This is a genomic window from Pseudomonas sp. 44 R 15, assembly GCF_900004965.1.
Taxonomy (GTDB): domain Bacteria; phylum Pseudomonadota; class Gammaproteobacteria; order Pseudomonadales; family Pseudomonadaceae; genus Aquipseudomonas; species Aquipseudomonas orientalis_A.
The window spans coordinates 267,392-283,570 of the sequence record NZ_CVTU01000090.1 but is presented as its reverse complement, the minus strand read 5'-3'; the positions used below and the strand labels follow the sequence as shown (position 1 = coordinate 283,570).

Here is a 16,179-nt window from a genome sequence, read left to right as displayed (position 1 = left end):
TTGAATCTCCTGGCAACTGGATTGCTCTATCGCAATACCTGTCATGAAAACGCGCGCATGATAGCCGAGTTCGGAACCTTGGACTCAGCGATAGAGTCCAGTTATTAGCCTGCTAATGAAAACAGCGCTAAGTTGAACGCTCTGTTCGTCCCGTCAGGTCCGTGGCCGTGCGGATCATAAGGAGTCATGTAATGTCATCCCTCGATAGCCTGAGAACCCTTAAGACACTGCAAATAGACAGCAAGACCTACCACTACTTCAGCCTGCCCGAAGCCGCCAAGAGCCTGGGTGACCTGGACAAGCTGCCGATGTCGCTCAAAGTGCTGCTGGAAAACCTGCTGCGCTGGGAGGACAACAAAACCGTCACCGGCACCGACCTCAAGGCCATCGCCGCCTGGCTCAAGGAACGCCAGTCCGACCGCGAAATCCAATACCGCCCCGCCCGCGTGCTGATGCAGGACTTCACCGGCGTGCCCGCCGTGGTCGACCTGGCCGCCATGCGCGCCGCCGTGGCCAAGGCCGGGGGCGATCCGCAGCGCATCAACCCGCTGTCGCCGGTGGACCTGGTGATCGACCACTCAGTGATGGTCGACAAGTTCGGCAACGCCGACGCCTTCGAGCAGAACGTCGATATCGAAATGCAGCGCAACGGCGAACGCTACGCCTTCCTGCGCTGGGGCCAGAGCGCCTTCGATAACTTCAGCGTGGTGCCACCGGGCACCGGCATCTGCCATCAGGTCAACCTGGAATACCTGGGCCGCACGGTGTGGACCAAGGAGGAAGACGGCCGCACCTACGCCTTCCCCGATACCCTGGTAGGCACCGATTCCCACACCACCATGATCAACGGCCTCGGCGTACTCGGCTGGGGCGTGGGCGGGATCGAAGCGGAAGCGGCGATGCTCGGCCAGCCGGTGTCGATGCTGATCCCGGAAGTGATCGGTTTCAAGCTCACCGGCAAATTGAAGGAAGGTATCACCGCCACCGACCTGGTGCTGACCGTGACCCAGATGCTGCGCAAAAAAGGCGTGGTCGGTAAATTCGTCGAATTCTATGGCGACGGCCTGGCCGATCTGCCCCTGGCCGACCGTGCCACCATCGCCAATATGGCGCCGGAATACGGCGCCACCTGCGGCTTTTTCCCGGTCGACGAGGTAACGCTGGACTACCTGCGCCTGTCCGGTCGCCCGGCAGAAACCGTCAAGCTGGTCGAGGCCTACACCAAGGCCCAGGGTCTGTGGCGCAACGCCGGCCAGGAGCCGATCTTCACCGACACCCTGGCCCTGGACATGGGCAGCGTCGAAGCCAGCCTCGCCGGGCCGAAACGCCCGCAGGACCGCGTCGCCCTGCCCAATGTGGGCCAGGCGTTCAGTGATTTCCTCGACCTGCAATTCAAACCCACCAGCAAGGAAGAAGGCCGCCTGGAAAGCGAAGGCGGCGGTGGCGTCGCCGTGGGCAATGCCGACCTGGTGGGCGAGGCCGACTACGAATACGAAGGCAACACCTATCGCCTGAAAAACGGTGCCGTGGTCATCGCCGCCATTACGTCGTGCACCAACACTTCCAACCCCAGCGTGATGATGGCGGCCGGGCTGCTCGCGAAGAAGGCCGTGGAAAAAGGCCTGACGCGCAAACCGTGGGTCAAGAGCTCGCTGGCGCCGGGCTCGAAAGTGGTCACCGACTACTACAACGCGGCCGGCCTCACTCACTACCTGGACACACTCGGTTTCGACCTGGTGGGCTACGGCTGCACCACCTGCATCGGCAACTCCGGGCCGCTGCCCGAGCCGATTGAAAAAGCCATTCAGAAAGCCGACCTCACCGTGGCATCGGTGCTGTCCGGCAACCGCAACTTCGAAGGCCGTGTGCATCCGCTGGTGAAAACCAACTGGCTGGCCTCGCCGCCCCTGGTGGTGGCCTACGCGCTGGCCGGTACGGTGCGTATCGACATCAGCAGCGAGCCGCTGGGTAACGACCGGCAGGGCAACCCGGTGTACCTGAGGGACATCTGGCCCAGCAGCCAGGAGATCGCCGACGCGGTGGCCCAGGTCACCACGGGGATGTTCCACAAGGAATACGCCGAAGTCTTTGCCGGCGACGAGCAGTGGCAGGCGATCGAGGTACCGCAGGCGGCGACCTACGTGTGGCAAGCGGATTCCACCTATATCCAGCACCCGCCGTTCTTCGACGATATTGCCGGCCCGCTGCCGGTGATCGAAGACGTCAAGGGCGCCAACGTGCTGGCCCTGCTCGGCGACTCGGTGACCACCGACCACATCTCCCCCGCCGGCAACATCAAGACCGACAGCCCGGCCGGCCGTTATCTGCGCGAACAAGGCGTGGAGCCACGGGACTTCAACTCCTACGGCTCACGTCGCGGCAACCATGAAGTGATGATGCGCGGCACCTTTGCCAACATCCGTATCCGCAATGAAATGCTCGGCGGCGAAGAAGGCGGCAACACGCTGTATATCCCCACCGGCGAGAAGATGGCGATCTACGATGCCGCCATGAAGTACCAGGCATCGGGCACACCGTTGGTGGTGATCGCCGGCCAGGAATACGGCACCGGTTCGAGCCGCGACTGGGCGGCCAAGGGCACCAACCTGCTGGGGGTCAAGGCGGTGATCGCCGAGAGCTTCGAACGTATCCACCGCTCCAACCTGGTGGGCATGGGCGTGCTGCCGCTGCAGTTCAAGCTGGACCAGAACCGCAAGGCGCTCAAGCTTACCGGCAAGGAGAAGATCGATATCCTCGGGCTGACCGATGCCGAGATCGAGCCACGGATGAACCTGACGCTGGTGATTACGCGCGAAGATGGCAGCAGCGAGAAGGTTGAGGTGCTGTGCCGGATTGATACCTTGAATGAAGTGGAATATTTCAAGGCGGGTGGGATCTTGCACTATGTGCTGCGCCAGTTGATCGCCAGCTAAAGATCGCTGCAGACCAAATGTGGGAGGGGGCAAGCCCCCTCCCACATTGATGGCATTCCAGATTTCAGATCAGCCGAACAGCCACTTCCACAGCAGCACCAGCACAACCACCGCCAGTACCGGCCGCGCAATGCGGTAGGCCTTGGGGTGCTTGCGCTTCCACTGTTTGACCTGGCCGCTGAACTTGTCGCTGAAGGTCTTGCTCCAGGCATACGCCTGGTTGATCCCGCCCACGCGCTCGTCGTCCAGGTTCTGCGGTGCGGTCGCGCGTCCCAGTTGCTTGCTGACCCAACGGTTGATGCGGGTCATCAGGCGATTGCTCAACGGTCGCTCGATGTCACAGAACAGGATCACACGGGTCTTTTCAGTCTCGTTCTTCACCCAGTGCACGTAGGTTTCGTCGAACATCACGTCTTCACCGTCGCGCCAGGCATACACCTGGCCATCGACGAAGATGCGGCAGTCGTCGGAGTTCGGCGTGGACAGCCCCAGGTGATAGCGCAGGGAGCCGGCGAAGGGGTCACGGTGCGGGTTCAGGTGGCTGCCGCCCGGCAACAGCGCAAACATCGCGCCTTTCACGTTGGGAATGCTGCTGACCAGCGCCACGGTTTTCGGGCACAGGGCTTCGGCCGATGGCAGGGGTTTGTCGTACCATTTGAGGTAGAAGCGCTTCCAGCCTTTCTTGAAGAACGAGCCGAAACCGGCGTCGTTGTTCTTTTCGGCGGCGCGGATATAACCCTCGTCGAACAGGTGCATGGCCTCTTCGCGGATCACTTCCCAATTGTCCTTAAGCACGTCCAGTTCCGGGAACTTGCTGCGGTCCAGGTAGGGCTTGGACGGCACTGCGGAAAACAGATACATCAAGGCGTTATACGGGGCGAACAGCGCCGAATGGTTGACGAACTGACGCAACATCGGCAAACGGGCCTTGCCGCGCAGGTGCACATACAGCGTACTGCCGATAAACAGCAGCAACACCGACAGTTTGGCGGCCAAAGAAAAGGTCATGCAGCAACTCCTGAAAATAAGCGCCTGGCCGACAGCTTCCCGTCGCGGGGAAACCAGACGTAGCAGCCGGCCATGATAAACACTTGGCGCATTATGCAGAAGGCCCCTGCCGACCGGCTGACCTGGATCAACACGCCTCCCCCCTGTAGGAGCGAGCTTGCTCGCGAAGAACCTGAGAACGCCACGTTGAATCAGTAAACCCGCGTTATCGTTGACGTTCTTCGCGAGCAAGCTCGCTCCTACAGCCGATTCACGCCTGGTTTTCCTGGTCGGTGAACAGGTCACTGAACAGCATGCTCGACAGGTAACGCTCGCCCGAGTCCGGCAGAATCACCACGATGGTCTTGCCCTGCATTTCCGGTTTCTCGGCCAGGCGCACCGCCACGGCCATGGCGGCGCCGCAGGAAATGCCGCACAAAATGCCCTCTTCCTGCATCAAGCGCCGGGCCATGGCCTTGGATTCGTCGTCGGTGACCAACTCGACGCGGTCGACCATCGACAAATCGAGGTTTTTCGGCACGAAACCGGCGCCAATGCCCTGGATCTTGTGCGGGCTGGGCTTGATCTCTTCACCGGCCAGCGCCTGGGTAATCACCGGCGACACGGCGGGTTCCACCGCCACCGACAGGATCGGCTTGCCTGCGGTGTGCTTGATATAGCGTGACACACCGGTGATCGTGCCGCCGGTGCCCACGCCCGCGACCAGCACGTCCACGGCGCCGTCGGTGTCGTTCCAGATTTCCGGGCCGGTGGTTTTCTCGTGAATGGCAGGGTTGGCCGGGTTTTCGAACTGGGCCGGCATAAAGTAGGTGCTCGGGTCGCCGGCGACGATTTCGCCCGCTTTGTCGATGGCGCCCTTCATGCCCTTGGCAGGTTCAGTCAGCACCAGCTCGGCGCCGAGGGCCTTGAGCACTTTACGGCGCTCGATGCTCATGGACGCGGGCATGGTCAGCAGCAGTTTGTAGCCCCGTGCCGCCGCCACGAACGCCAGGCCGATGCCGGTGTTGCCGGAGGTGGGTTCGACAATGGTCATGCCCGGCTTGAGCTTGCCGCTGCTTTCCGCGTCCCAGATCATGTTGGCGCCTATGCGGCACTTCACCGAGTAGCCGGGGTTACGCCCCTCGATCTTGGCCAGGATGGTGACCCCGCGCGGTGCGATGCGGTTGATCTGCACCAGGGGCGTATTACCGATGGAGTGCGCGTTGTCTGCAAAAATGCGGCTCATGACGGGTCCTGTTTGGCAATGTCGGAAAGGCCCCAAGGGTATGCCTCGTGCCACTAGGCGTCCAGTCGCAGGAACGTTGCGCCGCTTGCAGCAGTCCATCTCCTACGAGCAAGGAGAACTACCCCATGAAACGTCGCTACAGTTGGCCGCTCTGGACCGTCGCCGGGCTGGTGCTGGTCCTGGTTGCCGCAAACATCGCGCTGCCTTACCTGGTGCGCAACTACCTGAATGAAAAGCTCGCCGACATGGGCGATTACCGTGGCGAAATTGCCGATGTGGACCTGGCCTTGTGGCGCGGCGCTTACCGGATCAACGGGCTGCAGATCGTCAAGGTGGACGGCAAGGTGCCGGTGCCGTTCGTCAAGGCACCGCTGATCGAGTTCGCGGTGAGCTGGCATTCACTGTGGTACGACCATGCCGTCGTGGCCGAAGGGCATTTCGTACGCCCGGAAATCAACTTCGTCGACGGCGGCGCCAACAAGCAGGCGTCCCAGACCGGTAAGGGCACCGACTGGCAGGAACAACTGAGCAAGTTGTTGCCGATCACCCTCAACGAAGTGCGCATCGAAGACGGCAAGATCGCCTTTCATAACTTCAGTTCCAAGCCTGAGGTGAATATCAACGCCACCGGGGTCAACGCCAGCCTCTACAACCTGACCAACGTGGTGGACGTTGAGGGCAAGCGCGACGCGCGCTTTGAGGGCAAGGCGCTGCTGCAAGGCCAGGCGCCGCTGGAAGCCAGCGCCACCTTTGACCCGCTGAGTGATTTCGAAGAGTTCGAGTTCCGCTTTCGTGCCCGCGACCTGCAACTCAAGCGCATGAATGACTTCGCCTCGGCTTACGGCAAATTCGACTTCAAGGCCGGTACCGGCGACGTGGTCATCGAAGCCCAGGCCGAAAAAGGCCAATTGCGCGGCTATATCAAGCCACTGCTGCGCGATGTCGAAGTCTTCGACTGGCAGCAGGATGTGGAAAACAAAGACAAGAACATCTTCCGCTCGATCTGGGAGGCCGTGGTCGGCGCCAGCGAGACGGTGTTGAAGAACCAGCGCAAGAACCAGTTCGCGACCCGGGTTGAACTGAGCGGCAGCGTGCACCAGCAGAATGTCAGTGCGTTTTCAGCGGTTATTGCCATTCTGCGCAACGGCTTTATCCAGGCCTTCAATGCCCGCTACGAACAACCCAAGCCCAGCGCCGATTAAAACTGTGGGAGCAAGCCCCCTCCCACATTTACCCATTGGCCGGGAGATTGAAGTGACCGGCCATTCAGAGACTGAATAACCCGTCTGCGTTCACAGTCGCCGGGGCTGCGCGGTATAGTCGGGCATTGATGAATTCGAGGAATGACCGATGAAGTTCGAAGGCACCCAGGCCTATGTGGCTACCGATGACCTGAAACTGGCCGTCAACGCCGCCATCACCCTGGAGCGGCCACTGCTGGTCAAGGGCGAACCGGGCACCGGCAAAACCATGCTTGCCGAGCAACTGGCCGAGTCCTTCGGCGCCAGGTTGATCACCTGGCACATCAAGTCCACCACCAAGGCCCACCAGGGTCTCTACGAGTACGATGCGGTCAGCCGCCTGCGCGACTCGCAACTGGGCGTGGACAAAGTGCATGACGTGCGCAACTACCTGAAAAAGGGCAAGCTCTGGGAGGCTTTCGAGTCCGAAGAGCGGGTGATCCTGCTGATCGATGAAATCGACAAGGCCGACATCGAGTTCCCCAACGACCTGTTGCAGGAACTCGACAAGATGGAGTTCTACGTCTACGAAATCGACGAGACCATCAAGGCGAAAAAACGCCCGATCATCATCATTACCTCCAACAACGAGAAAGAGCTGCCGGACGCCTTCCTGCGCCGCTGCTTCTTCCATTACATCGCCTTTCCCGACCGCACGACCCTGCAGAAAATCGTCGATGTGCACTATCCGGACATCAAGAAAGACCTGGTCAGCGAAGCGCTGGATGTGTTCTTTGACGTGCGCAAGGTGCCGGGCCTGAAGAAAAAGCCCTCCACGTCCGAACTGGTCGACTGGCTCAAGCTGCTGATGGCCGACAACATCGGCGAAGCGGTGCTGCGCGAACGCGACCCGACCAAGGCCATCCCCCCACTGGCCGGGGCCCTGGTGAAGAACGAGCAGGACGTGCAGTTGCTGGAACGTCTGGCATTCATGAGCCGTCGCGGTAATCGATAATGTTGCTCAACCTGTTCAATGAAATGCGTGCCGCCAAGGTGCCCGTGTCGGTGCGTGAGCTGCTCGACCTGATCAACGCGCTGAAACAGCGCGTGACCTTCGCCGACATGGACGAGTTCTACTACTTGGCCCGGGCGATCCTGGTCAAGGACGAGCGGCATTTCGACAAGTTCGACCGGGCCTTCGGTGCCTACTTCAACGGCCTGGAAAAGCTCGATGACCATTTGCAGGCGCTGATCCCCGAAGACTGGCTGCGCAAGGAGTTCGAACGCTCGCTGAGCGATGAGGAGCGCGCGCAGATCCAGTCCCTCGGCGGCCTCGACAAACTGATCGAGGAATTCAAAAAGCGCCTGGAAGAACAGAAGGAACGCCACGCCGGCGGCAACAAGTGGATTGGCACCGGCGGCACCAGCCCCTTCGGTTCCGGTGGCTACAACCCCGAAGGCATCCGCGTGGGCGATGCCGGCAAACGCCAGGGCAAGGCGGTCAAGGTCTGGGACCAGCGCGAGTACAAGAACCTCGACGACCAGGTTGAGTTGGGCACGCGCAATATCAAGATCGCCCTGCGCCGCCTGCGCAAATTTGCCCGCCAGGGCGCGGCCGAAGAGCTGGACATCGACGGCACCATCGACCACACCGCACGCGACGCCGGGCTGCTGAATATCCAGATGCGTCCTGAGCGGCGCAACACCATCAAGCTGTTGTTGCTGTTCGACATCGGCGGCTCGATGGACGCCCACGTGAAAATCTGCGAAGAACTGTTCTCGGCGTGTAAAACCGAGTTCAAGCACCTGGAGTACTTCTACTTCCACAACTTCGTCTACGAGTCGGTGTGGAAGAACAACCAGCGGCGCACCTCGGAACGCACCTCCACCCAGGATTTGCTGCACAAATACGGCGCTGATTACAAAGTGATTTTCATCGGCGATGCGTCCATGGCGCCCTATGAGATCACCCAGGCCGGCGGCAGCGTCGAGCACTGGAACGAGGAGCCTGGGTATGTGTGGATGCAGCGGTTCATGGCCAAGTACAAGAAACTGATCTGGATAAACCCCTATCCGAAGGACACGTGGGGCTATACGGCATCGACGGCGATTGTGCGGGAGTTGGTGGAGGATCAGATGTATCCGCTGACGTTGCGCGGCCTTGAGGAAGGGATGCGCTTCTTGTCCAAATAAACGCCGATCCCGATAGCGCAGGAGATCAATGTGGGAGGGGGCTTGCCCCCGATGGCAGTGGTTCAGTCACAGATGTGTTGACTGACACACCGCTATCGGGAGCAAGCCCCCTCCCACATTTGGAAACTCGGCGTTATTTGAATCGGTGCAAATAATCGAGGTGACGGCGATGCGCTACCTCCTGCACCACCGGCGCCAAGCGTACTTTCTCGCCCGGCAGGCACTGCGCAAGGCGTGCCAAGGATAACGGCGTCAATGCGCCCAAGCGGGGATAACCACCAATGGTCTGCCGATCATTGAGCAACACAATCGGCTGCCCGTCCGGCGGTACCTGGATGGCGCCCAAGGGAATACCTTCGGAAATCAACGATGGCCCCTGGTACTGCAGCGGCGTGCCCAGCAAGCGCATGCCCATGCGGTCGGCGCGGCTGTCCAGGGCCCATTCGGTGTTGAACGCATCGAACAGGCTTTGGCCGCTGAACCGGCCGATCTGAGCGCCGATGATCACGTCCAGTGATGCACCGGATGGCAAATCCGGCTTGGCCTGCACCTTCATTGCGCCGCCCGTACCGGAATAAGCCAGGCGCCCGCCTTCAGCCAACGCCTTGCCGAAACCGTCTACGCCACCCAGTTCCTCACGTACTACGGTGGCGCAACTGCCCAACACATCCGGCGCGTCGAACCCGCCCGGTGCCGCCAGGTAAGCCCGCGCGCCTTTGAACGGTTGGGTGAAGCGCAGGCGCTGGCCCTTTTGCAGGATAAAGCTGCGCCCCGGGCTGATCGCCCGTTCATCAATAAAGGCGCCCAGGTCCGCACCGGCCAGGGCCAACAAACAGTAGTCCTCGGCCTGCACGGTAAAACCGCCCAGGGTAATTTCTATTACCGGCGCATCCAGGGCATTGTCCAGCAGCCAATTGGCCCATGACATCGACACCCAATCCAGCGCCCCGCCCTGGGTCACGCCAAGGTGGCGTACGCCGAAACGACCGGCGTCCTGCAACAGGCACAGCGGTGTGCTGGCCTCAATGATCAAGCGGCTCATGCCTGCGCCTCCAGAGGCGTGTCATCGCCGCCCAGGTTGACGAACTCAGCGTGGCCGACCGCCTCGAAACGCACCGTATCGCCGGGCTGCATCAGGCTGTAGCCGTCGCGTTCGCGGTCGAACAGTGTCGCCGGGGTGCGCCCGATCAGGTTCCAGCCGCCGGGGGATACGACCGGATAGGCAGCGGTTTGCCTTTCGGCGATGCCCACGCTGCCGGCCGCTACGCGTTTGCGCGGGGTGTTGAGACGCGGCGTGGCGAGGATGTCGTCCACCAGTCCCATGAAGGCAAAACCGGGGGCGAACCCCAGGGCGAACACTTGATACAGGTGGTCGCTGTGGCGACGAATCACCTCAGCAACCGCCAGCCCGCTGCGCTGCGACAGCAAGCCAAGCTCCGGCCCGACGCTCAGGTCGTACCACACCGGCAGCACATGGCACCGGCCAGCGCCCTGGGCCTGGGGCTGCAGGTCGGTCAGGGCATGCTCGATCAACGCCCGGGCCTGGGTCGGGGTCAACGCCGTGAGGTCGTAATGCACCATCAAGGTGGTATAGGACGGCACCAAGTCCACTAATGCTGCGCCGAACCCGCTGCGCAGGCGCTCGGTGGCGGCGAGCATCCACGGCATGTTGGCTTCGGCAATCGCGTCAAACAGGCGCACCATCAGGCAGTCGATGGCCACCACTTCAATCCGTGGTTTCATGCTGGCTTCAACGCTTGGCGAATACGCTGCACCGCCGCGACCGAGCTGGCGTTGTCGCCATGCACGCATAAGGTATTGGCCTGCAGCACCAGCGCGCTGCCATCGCTGGCGACCAGCGGCTCACCACGGGAAAGGGTCAGGGCCTGCTGGACGATGGTCTCGGCGTCATGATGCACCGCGCCCGGCAACTGGCGCGAAACCAGATGGCCCTGGCTATCATAGGCGCGGTCGGCGAAGGCTTCGAACCACAGGGTCACGCCGTACTCGTCGCCCAGGGCCTGGGCAGCGCTGTCGTCGCGCGTGGCCAGCAGCATCAGCGGCAGGTCGCCATAGGCAGCCACGGCCTGGATCACCGCACGCAGTTGGGCGGGGTTTGCCATCATGTCGTTGTACATCGCGCCATGGGGTTTCACGTAGCTGACGCGCCCGCCTTGTGCGCGGCAGATGCCGTCCAGCGCACCGATCTGGTAGTGCATCAGGTCCTGGATTTCCTGGGGGGTGTACTGCATGGAGCGGCGGCCGAAACCTTGCAGGTCCTGATAGGCCGGATGCGCGCCCACTTGCACGCCATGCTTGAGTGCCAGGCTGACGGTCTTGCGCATGATGCTCGGGTCGCCGGCATGGAAGCCGCACGCCACGTTGGCGCAGTCGATGAACGGCATGACTTCGGCGTCCAGACCCAGGGTCCAGTTGCCGAAGCTTTCGCCGATGTCGCAATTCAATAGCAGGCGGCTCACGGGGTCGCTCCTGTAGGCTTTGTTTTTTTGTAGTGTGGGATCTTTTACCAACATCTCGCAACGATGTTGTCCTGAACCCCAACGACGCTTATCGTGGAACGGCTCGATTTTTGGCGCCGGCACGCCGCGGCGTCCAACTAATAAAAACCGATCCATGCATAAGAAAAAGTTGATCCCATGAATTTGAAGTTCCTCGAAACCTTCGTCTGGGTGGCCAAGCTCAAGAGTTTCCGCCTGACCGCCGAAAAGCTGTTCACCACCCAGGCGTCGATCTCCAGCCGCATTGCGGTGCTGGAGAGCGAGTTGGGGGTAAAGCTGTTCCTGCGCGATTCGCGCGGTGTGAGCTTGACCCCGGAAGGCTTGAAGGTGCTCGATTATGCCGAGCAGATGATGGTGACCCTGCAGGGCTTGAAGCAGTCCCTGGAAACCACCAGCAGCAAGGTCGGACGCATTCGGATCGGCGCAATGGACACCGTGATCCATACCTGGCTCAGCCCGTTGGTCGCTGAACTGATGAACCTGTTCCCGCGGGTTGAAATCGAATTGGTCGCCGATACTGCGCTGAACCTCAGCGATCAGCTGCAAAAAGGCTTCCTGGACCTGATCCTGCAAACCGACCTGCTGCGCCTGGAGAGCGTGCGCAGCCTGGAACTGGGCAGTCACCCCATGGCCTGGATTGTCGCCAGCCAGTCGATCTATAACCGCGATTACGCCTCCCTCGCCGAACTGGCCCAGGAACGCATCATCACCTACTCGAAAAACTCCTGCCCCCATCAGGATGTATTGAGTTTGATGCAAGCCAACGGCGTCGCCGCACCGCGCATGAACTGCGTCAACTCGGTATCAGCCATCACCCGGCTACTGCGCGATGGTTTTGGCATTGGCGCGCTGCCGCCGGTGCTGGTCAGCGAAGAGCTGGCACGGGGCGAGCTGGTGATGCTGGCGATGGCGCAGCAACTGCCGAACCTGCAGGTGGTAGTGTCGTGGCGCGTGGGGGTGGAGTTGGTGGAGGAGATTGTGGGGTTGTGCCAGAAGGTCGTCGCCCGCTATGCCGAGGAAGTCGGTAAAGAGCGGATGGTACTGAGCAACTGACTGAACCGGGTCCAAATGTGGGAGGGGGCTTGCCCCCTCCCACACTGGATTATTGTCAAGACTTAGAGCCCTTTCAAATCCCGCTCTTCAATCGGCCGGCTCTGGCGCAGGCGCCGGCCGCCCAGCACCACCCAGTCGATCAGGCGATACAGGCATTCGATACCGAACGACAGCAGCATCGCCCCGCCCAGGCCCCAGCCCATGGCCTCGGGCGTCAGCAGGATCTGGTAGCTGTAGCCATTCCAGGTTTCCAGGCGAATATCCGGATCAGCCGCCACCGCCACCTGGAGGGCGCGGATGTACCAAGGCCCCTGCATGGCCTGGAATTGCTTGTCCAACGCCAGTTGACGGTCAAGCATCGCGCCCAGGCTGCTGGCGTCGCTCTGGAAGACCGGGTCATCGCTGGCACGGTAATGCGCCACCAGGGCTTGCATGTCACCGTTGAAGAACTGCTGCGCGGTGGACTCGAACCCGCGCAGGCCCGTCTGGGCCTCGATCAGGTGGGCTTCGACGCGCTTGGCGTAATCGTTGATGAACCCCGGCACTTGCACGCCGACCAACAAGCCTATGGCAAACAGCACCAACCGCAGATAGCTGAGCAACATGGTCGATTCCTTATTCGGTAACGCCCTGGCTGACGCATTCTCCGCGTCGCCACAGGCTCCATTGGCCCGGTTCGTAGCGGGTCCAGTTTTCGTTGTCGGTCAGCGGTTCGGTGGCGATGACCGTTACCACGTCATTGGGGGTGGTTTCGGCCTGAAAATCGACGATCACGTCGACATCTTTCAAGCGGGCCGGGCCAAATGGCGCGCGCCGGGTAATCTGCGCCAGTTTGGTCGAGCAATAGCAAAACAGCCAGTCGCCATCGCTGAGCAGGCAGTTGAACACGCCTTTGCTGCGGTATTCGGCGCAGGCGGCGATCAGGTCCGGCAGCATCTGCTCAATGTCCACCGGTTCCGGGAAGGCTTCGCGCACGCGGTTGAGCAAGTCGCAGAACGCCGCTTCACTGTCGGTGTCGCCCACCGGCCGGTAGAAGGTGGCGCGGGGGCTGAAGTCGGCCAGTTGGCCATTGTGCGCAAAACACCAGTTGCGCCCCCACAGTTCGCGCACGAACGGGTGGGTATTGGCCAGGCTCACCTTGCCCACATTGGCCTGGCGGATATGGCCGATCACCACTTCGCTCTTGATGGGATAGCGCTGCACCAGCAGGGCGACTTCCGACTCGCTGCTCGCGGCCGGGTCCTGGAACAGCCGCAGGCCACGGCCTTCGTAGAAGGCGATGCCCCAACCGTCGCGGTGGGGGCCGGTTCGCCCGCCCCGCTGCATCAGCCCGGTGAAGCTGAACACGATATCGGTGGGGACGTTGGCACTCATGCCCAATAATTCACACATGCCAGGGCTCTCGCTGCAGGGCGGACAACGTTAAAGGCGCGGTTCGACCCGCATGCCGGAGGCGGGGGCCGGGCGACGGAACGGTTCGTCTTCCTCAGGCTCCGCGGCCAGCGCGGCATCCGTGGCGGCCTTGCGCTCACGGCGGGCGTTGGCGGCGCGCTCGATGGGCCAGCGGATCAGCACGAACACGATGTACAGCGCAAACACGATCATGGTGTACATGAACAGGTCGGAGATGGCGCGCCAGGCGTTATTGCCGACCTTGAGCAGCAGGTCCAGGGCAGTGATCGCCACGGCGGGCGCGAACTGGGTCTTGATCGGGTCGACAATGGTGGGGCTGAGCAACAGCACCGCCATCAGTAACTGCAGCGGCTCACGCAGCCAGCGCCAGATCCAGCGGGTCATGCGCCACCACACCAACAGGCAGCCCAAAGCGGCGAAGGCGTAGAGGCCCCAAGCGGTCAGATAGTCGTTCTCGGTCATGGTGTCCATGGCAAGGCTGGCAAAGAGGCGGCTATGATAACGGCTTTTGCGTGTCGCGGCTGCAATGCCGGCCACCGTCCGCCCGATAGAGAATTATCCATGCCTATTTCGACCGCACCGATTGCCCGCAAAGCCCCAGGCCCAGACCCGTACGCCTGGCTGCAGGAACGTGACAGCACTGAAGTCCTCGATTACCTCAAAGCGGAAAACGCCTGGCAGGAAACCCAACTGGCCGATCAGCAGGCACTGCGCGAGACGCTGTTCGAGGAGATCAAGGGCCGTATCCTGGAAACCGACTTGTCCCTGCCCTCCCCCTGGGGCCCGTACCTGTACTACACGCGCACCACCGCCGGTGACGAATACGCGCGTCACTACCGCTGCCGGCGCCCGGCCGATGACAGCAACCAGGTGGATGAGCGCAGCGAAGAATTGCTGCTGGACCCGAACGTGCTGGCCAATGGCGGCTTTTTCTCCCTCGGCGCGTTCAGCATCAGCCCCGACCATCAGCGCCTGGCCTACAGCCTCGACACCACGGGTGAAGAGATCTACACCCTGTACGTGAAGGAATTGGCGACCGACAAGGTCAGTGAGCTGGCATTCGACAACTGCGACGGCAGCATGACCTGGGCCAACGACAGCATCACGCTGTTTTTCGGCGAACTGGACGACACTCATCGTCCGCACAAGCTTTACCGCTACCGCCTGGACGGCACGGCGGCGCAGGAAGTGTTCCACGAACCCGACGGACGCTTCTTCCTGCATTGCTACCGCTCCAGCTCCGAGCGCCAGTTGCTGCTGGCCCTGGGCAGCAAGACCACCAGCGAGATCTGGGCCCTCGACGCCGACCAGCCGCACCTGGACTTCACCTGCCTGGCGCCGCGGGTGGAAGATCACGAATACGATGTCGACCACGGCCAGTTGAACGGCCAGTGGACCTGGTTTATCCGCAGCAACCGCGACGGTATCAACTACGCGCTGTTCGTCGCGCCTGACAGCGGCACGCCCCCGACCGAAGCCGACTGGCAGAACCTGATCCCCCACAGCGACGAGGTGATGCTCGACGGCGTCAGCCTCAACGCCAGCGCCATGACCCTGAGCCTGCGCATCGGCGGCCTTCCGGTGATCGAAGTGCATCCCGAGGGCGTGCCGCCCTATCGCGTGGAACTGCCTGACGCGGCTTACAGCCTCTACGTACAGAACAGCCTGGAATTTGCCAGCGACAGGATTCGCCTGCGCTATGAAGCACTGAACCGTCCGGCTCAGGTGCGTCAGTTGGAACTGGCCAGCGGGGCACAGCAGGTGCTCAAGGAAACCCCGGTACTCGGTGTGTTCAACGCCGACGATTATGTCAGCCAGCGTCTGTGGGCCACGTCCGCCGACGGCACCCAGGTGCCGATCAGCCTGGTGGTCAAGCGTGACCAGCTCGGCCAGCCGACGCCGCTGTACCTGTATGGCTACGGCGCCTATGGCTCGAGCCTGGACCCATGGTTCTCCCATGCACGCCTGAGCCTGCTGGACCGAGGCGTGGCGTTTGCCATCGCGCACGTGCGCGGCGGTGGCGAGCTGGGTGAAGCCTGGTACCGCAACGGCAAGCAGGAACACAAGCAGAACACCTTCAGCGATTTCATCGCCTGCGCCGATCACCTCATCGCCCAGGGCCTGACCACCGCCAACCAGTTGGCGATCAGCGGCGGCAGTGCCGGCGGCCTGTTGATCGGTGCCGTACTCAACCAACGCCCGGAGCTGTTCCAGGCGGCGATCGCCGAAGTGCCGTTTGTCGATGTGCTCAACACCATGCTCGACCCGGAACTGCCGCTGACCGTCACCGAGTACGACGAATGGGGCAACCCGCAGGAGCCCGAGGTGTATGCGCGCATCAAGGCCTATGCGCCGTACGAAAACGTGCGTGCCCAGGCCTACCCGCACATGCTGGTGATTGCCGGTTACAACGACAGTCGCGTGCAGTACTGGGAAGCGGCCAAGTGGGTGGCCAAACTGCGCGACACGAAGACGGACGACAACCTGCTGCTGCTCAAGACCGAGCTGGGCGCCGGTCACGGCGGCATGAGCGGTCGTTACCAGGGATTACGTGACGTGGCGCTCGAATATGCCTTCGTGTTCAAGGCGCTCGAGCTGATTTAGGAACGTATGATTGAAGAGCTTAGTCGGGCGGCCCTGTCTGAACACAGGAC

At 61.8% G+C, this 16,179-nt stretch carries 14 protein-coding genes; 6 read left to right on the top strand and 8 right to left on the bottom strand.

Annotated features, from left to right (window positions below; translation table 11 throughout):
* Window positions 1-191 precede the first annotated feature (191 nt).
* Window positions 192-2,933: an aconitate hydratase AcnA gene (gene acnA / locus BFP93_RS13660; protein ID WP_065893518.1), complete on the top strand. Its 2,742-nt coding sequence runs from the start codon at window positions 192-194 to the stop codon at window positions 2,931-2,933.
* A gap of 69 nt (window positions 2,934-3,002) precedes the next feature.
* Here acnA and BFP93_RS13655 read toward each other — a convergent pair whose 3' ends face one another.
* Complete coding sequence (locus BFP93_RS13655; RefSeq protein WP_065886324.1) at window positions 3,003-3,941, bottom strand: aspartyl/asparaginyl beta-hydroxylase domain-containing protein; 939 nt, start codon at window positions 3,939-3,941, stop codon at window positions 3,003-3,005.
* Between the two features lie 250 nt (window positions 3,942-4,191).
* On the bottom strand, window positions 4,192-5,166 hold the full coding sequence (cysK, locus tag BFP93_RS13650; RefSeq protein WP_065886323.1) for a cysteine synthase A: 975 nt from the start codon (window positions 5,164-5,166) through the stop codon (window positions 4,192-4,194).
* 125 nt (window positions 5,167-5,291) lie between these two features.
* Between cysK and BFP93_RS13645 the strand changes: the two genes are divergently transcribed.
* The 3 genes from BFP93_RS13645 to BFP93_RS13635 all read left to right on the top strand — a co-directional run bounded on the left by BFP93_RS13645 (window position 5,292) and on the right by BFP93_RS13635 (window position 8,540).
* Window positions 5,292-6,368, top strand: coding sequence for a DUF748 domain-containing protein (locus BFP93_RS13645; protein WP_065886322.1), 1,077 nt, complete (start codon window positions 5,292-5,294; stop codon window positions 6,366-6,368).
* Between the two features lie 148 nt (window positions 6,369-6,516).
* Window positions 6,517-7,362, top strand: coding sequence for an AAA family ATPase (locus BFP93_RS13640; RefSeq protein ID WP_003189627.1), 846 nt, complete (start codon window positions 6,517-6,519; stop codon window positions 7,360-7,362).
* Window positions 7,362-8,540, top strand: coding sequence for a vWA domain-containing protein (locus BFP93_RS13635; RefSeq protein ID WP_065893517.1), 1,179 nt, complete (start codon window positions 7,362-7,364; stop codon window positions 8,538-8,540). The genes BFP93_RS13640 and BFP93_RS13635 overlap by 1 nt, the downstream gene beginning before the upstream one ends.
* Window positions 8,541-8,673: 133 nt before the next feature.
* Here BFP93_RS13635 and BFP93_RS13630 read toward each other — a convergent pair whose 3' ends face one another.
* From BFP93_RS13630 to BFP93_RS13620, 3 genes are read right to left on the bottom strand one after another with little or no spacing between them, the layout of a single operon-like run.
* Complete coding sequence (locus BFP93_RS13630) at window positions 8,674-9,582, bottom strand: 5-oxoprolinase subunit C family protein (RefSeq protein WP_065893516.1); 909 nt, start codon at window positions 9,580-9,582, stop codon at window positions 8,674-8,676.
* Window positions 9,579-10,283 (bottom strand): 5-oxoprolinase subunit B family protein, encoded by a 705-nt coding sequence (locus BFP93_RS13625; protein WP_065893515.1) that lies wholly within the window; start codon window positions 10,281-10,283, stop codon window positions 9,579-9,581. Before BFP93_RS13625 ends, BFP93_RS13630 begins: the two co-directional genes overlap by 4 nt.
* The gene (locus BFP93_RS13620; RefSeq protein ID WP_065893514.1) at window positions 10,280-11,020 is read right to left on the bottom strand and encodes a 5-oxoprolinase subunit PxpA; all 741 of its coding nucleotides are present in this window, start codon (window positions 11,018-11,020) and stop codon (window positions 10,280-10,282) included. The genes BFP93_RS13625 and BFP93_RS13620 overlap by 4 nt, the downstream gene beginning before the upstream one ends.
* Window positions 11,021-11,197: 177 nt before the next feature.
* On the opposite strand from BFP93_RS13620, the gene BFP93_RS13615 reads away from it, so the two are divergent.
* Window positions 11,198-12,112, top strand: a complete 915-nt coding sequence (locus BFP93_RS13615; RefSeq protein ID WP_065893513.1) for a LysR family transcriptional regulator — start codon at window positions 11,198-11,200, stop codon at window positions 12,110-12,112.
* Window positions 12,113-12,174: 62 nt separating this feature from the next.
* On the opposite strand, the gene BFP93_RS13610 is transcribed toward BFP93_RS13615, so the two are convergent.
* From BFP93_RS13610 to BFP93_RS13600, 3 genes are read right to left on the bottom strand one after another with little or no spacing between them, the layout of a single operon-like run.
* A complete protein-coding gene (locus tag BFP93_RS13610; RefSeq protein WP_065886315.1) occupies window positions 12,175-12,717 on the bottom strand; it encodes a DUF2937 family protein in 543 nt (180 codons plus the stop codon).
* A gap of 10 nt (window positions 12,718-12,727) precedes the next feature.
* A complete protein-coding gene (locus BFP93_RS13605) occupies window positions 12,728-13,504 on the bottom strand; it encodes a class II glutamine amidotransferase (RefSeq protein ID WP_065886314.1) in 777 nt (258 codons plus the stop codon).
* A 30-nt stretch (window positions 13,505-13,534) separates the two neighbouring features.
* Window positions 13,535-14,062 carry an MFS transporter gene (locus BFP93_RS13600; RefSeq protein ID WP_065893512.1) on the bottom strand — a complete coding sequence of 176 codons (528 nt, stop codon included), beginning with the start codon at window positions 14,060-14,062 and terminating at the stop codon, window positions 13,535-13,537.
* A gap of 24 nt (window positions 14,063-14,086) precedes the next feature.
* Here BFP93_RS13600 and BFP93_RS13595 point away from each other — a divergent pair, with 24 nt between their 5' ends.
* Entirely contained in the window at window positions 14,087-16,129 is a 2,043-nt protein-coding gene (locus BFP93_RS13595; protein ID WP_065893511.1) for a S9 family peptidase, read from the top strand.
* The last annotated feature ends 50 nt before the right edge of the window (window positions 16,130-16,179 follow it).

What these genes read in the sequence shown, in the direction of transcription:
- BFP93_RS13595 (WP_065893511.1), top strand. Translation starts at nt 14,087, where the DNA reads ATGCCTATTTCGACCGCACCGATTGCCCGCAAAGCCCCAGGCCCAGAC.
- BFP93_RS13655 (WP_065886324.1), bottom strand. Translation starts at nt 3,941, where the DNA reads ATGACCTTTTCTTTGGCCGCCAAACTGTCGGTGTTGCTGCTGTTTATC.
- acnA (WP_065893518.1), top strand. Translation starts at nt 192, where the DNA reads ATGTCATCCCTCGATAGCCTGAGAACCCTTAAGACACTGCAAATAGAC.
- BFP93_RS13605 (WP_065886314.1), bottom strand. Translation starts at nt 13,504, where the DNA reads ATGTGTGAATTATTGGGCATGAGTGCCAACGTCCCCACCGATATCGTG.
- BFP93_RS13625 (WP_065893515.1), bottom strand. Translation starts at nt 10,283, where the DNA reads ATGAAACCACGGATTGAAGTGGTGGCCATCGACTGCCTGATGGTGCGC.
- cysK (WP_065886323.1), bottom strand. Translation starts at nt 5,166, where the DNA reads ATGAGCCGCATTTTTGCAGACAACGCGCACTCCATCGGTAATACGCCC.
- BFP93_RS13610 (WP_065886315.1), bottom strand. Translation starts at nt 12,717, where the DNA reads ATGTTGCTCAGCTATCTGCGGTTGGTGCTGTTTGCCATAGGCTTGTTG.
- BFP93_RS13640 (WP_003189627.1), top strand. Translation starts at nt 6,517, where the DNA reads ATGAAGTTCGAAGGCACCCAGGCCTATGTGGCTACCGATGACCTGAAA.
- BFP93_RS13645 (WP_065886322.1), top strand. Translation starts at nt 5,292, where the DNA reads ATGAAACGTCGCTACAGTTGGCCGCTCTGGACCGTCGCCGGGCTGGTG.
- BFP93_RS13635 (WP_065893517.1), top strand. Translation starts at nt 7,362, where the DNA reads ATGTTGCTCAACCTGTTCAATGAAATGCGTGCCGCCAAGGTGCCCGTG.
- BFP93_RS13630 (WP_065893516.1), bottom strand. Translation starts at nt 9,582, where the DNA reads ATGAGCCGCTTGATCATTGAGGCCAGCACACCGCTGTGCCTGTTGCAG.
- BFP93_RS13615 (WP_065893513.1), top strand. Translation starts at nt 11,198, where the DNA reads ATGAATTTGAAGTTCCTCGAAACCTTCGTCTGGGTGGCCAAGCTCAAG.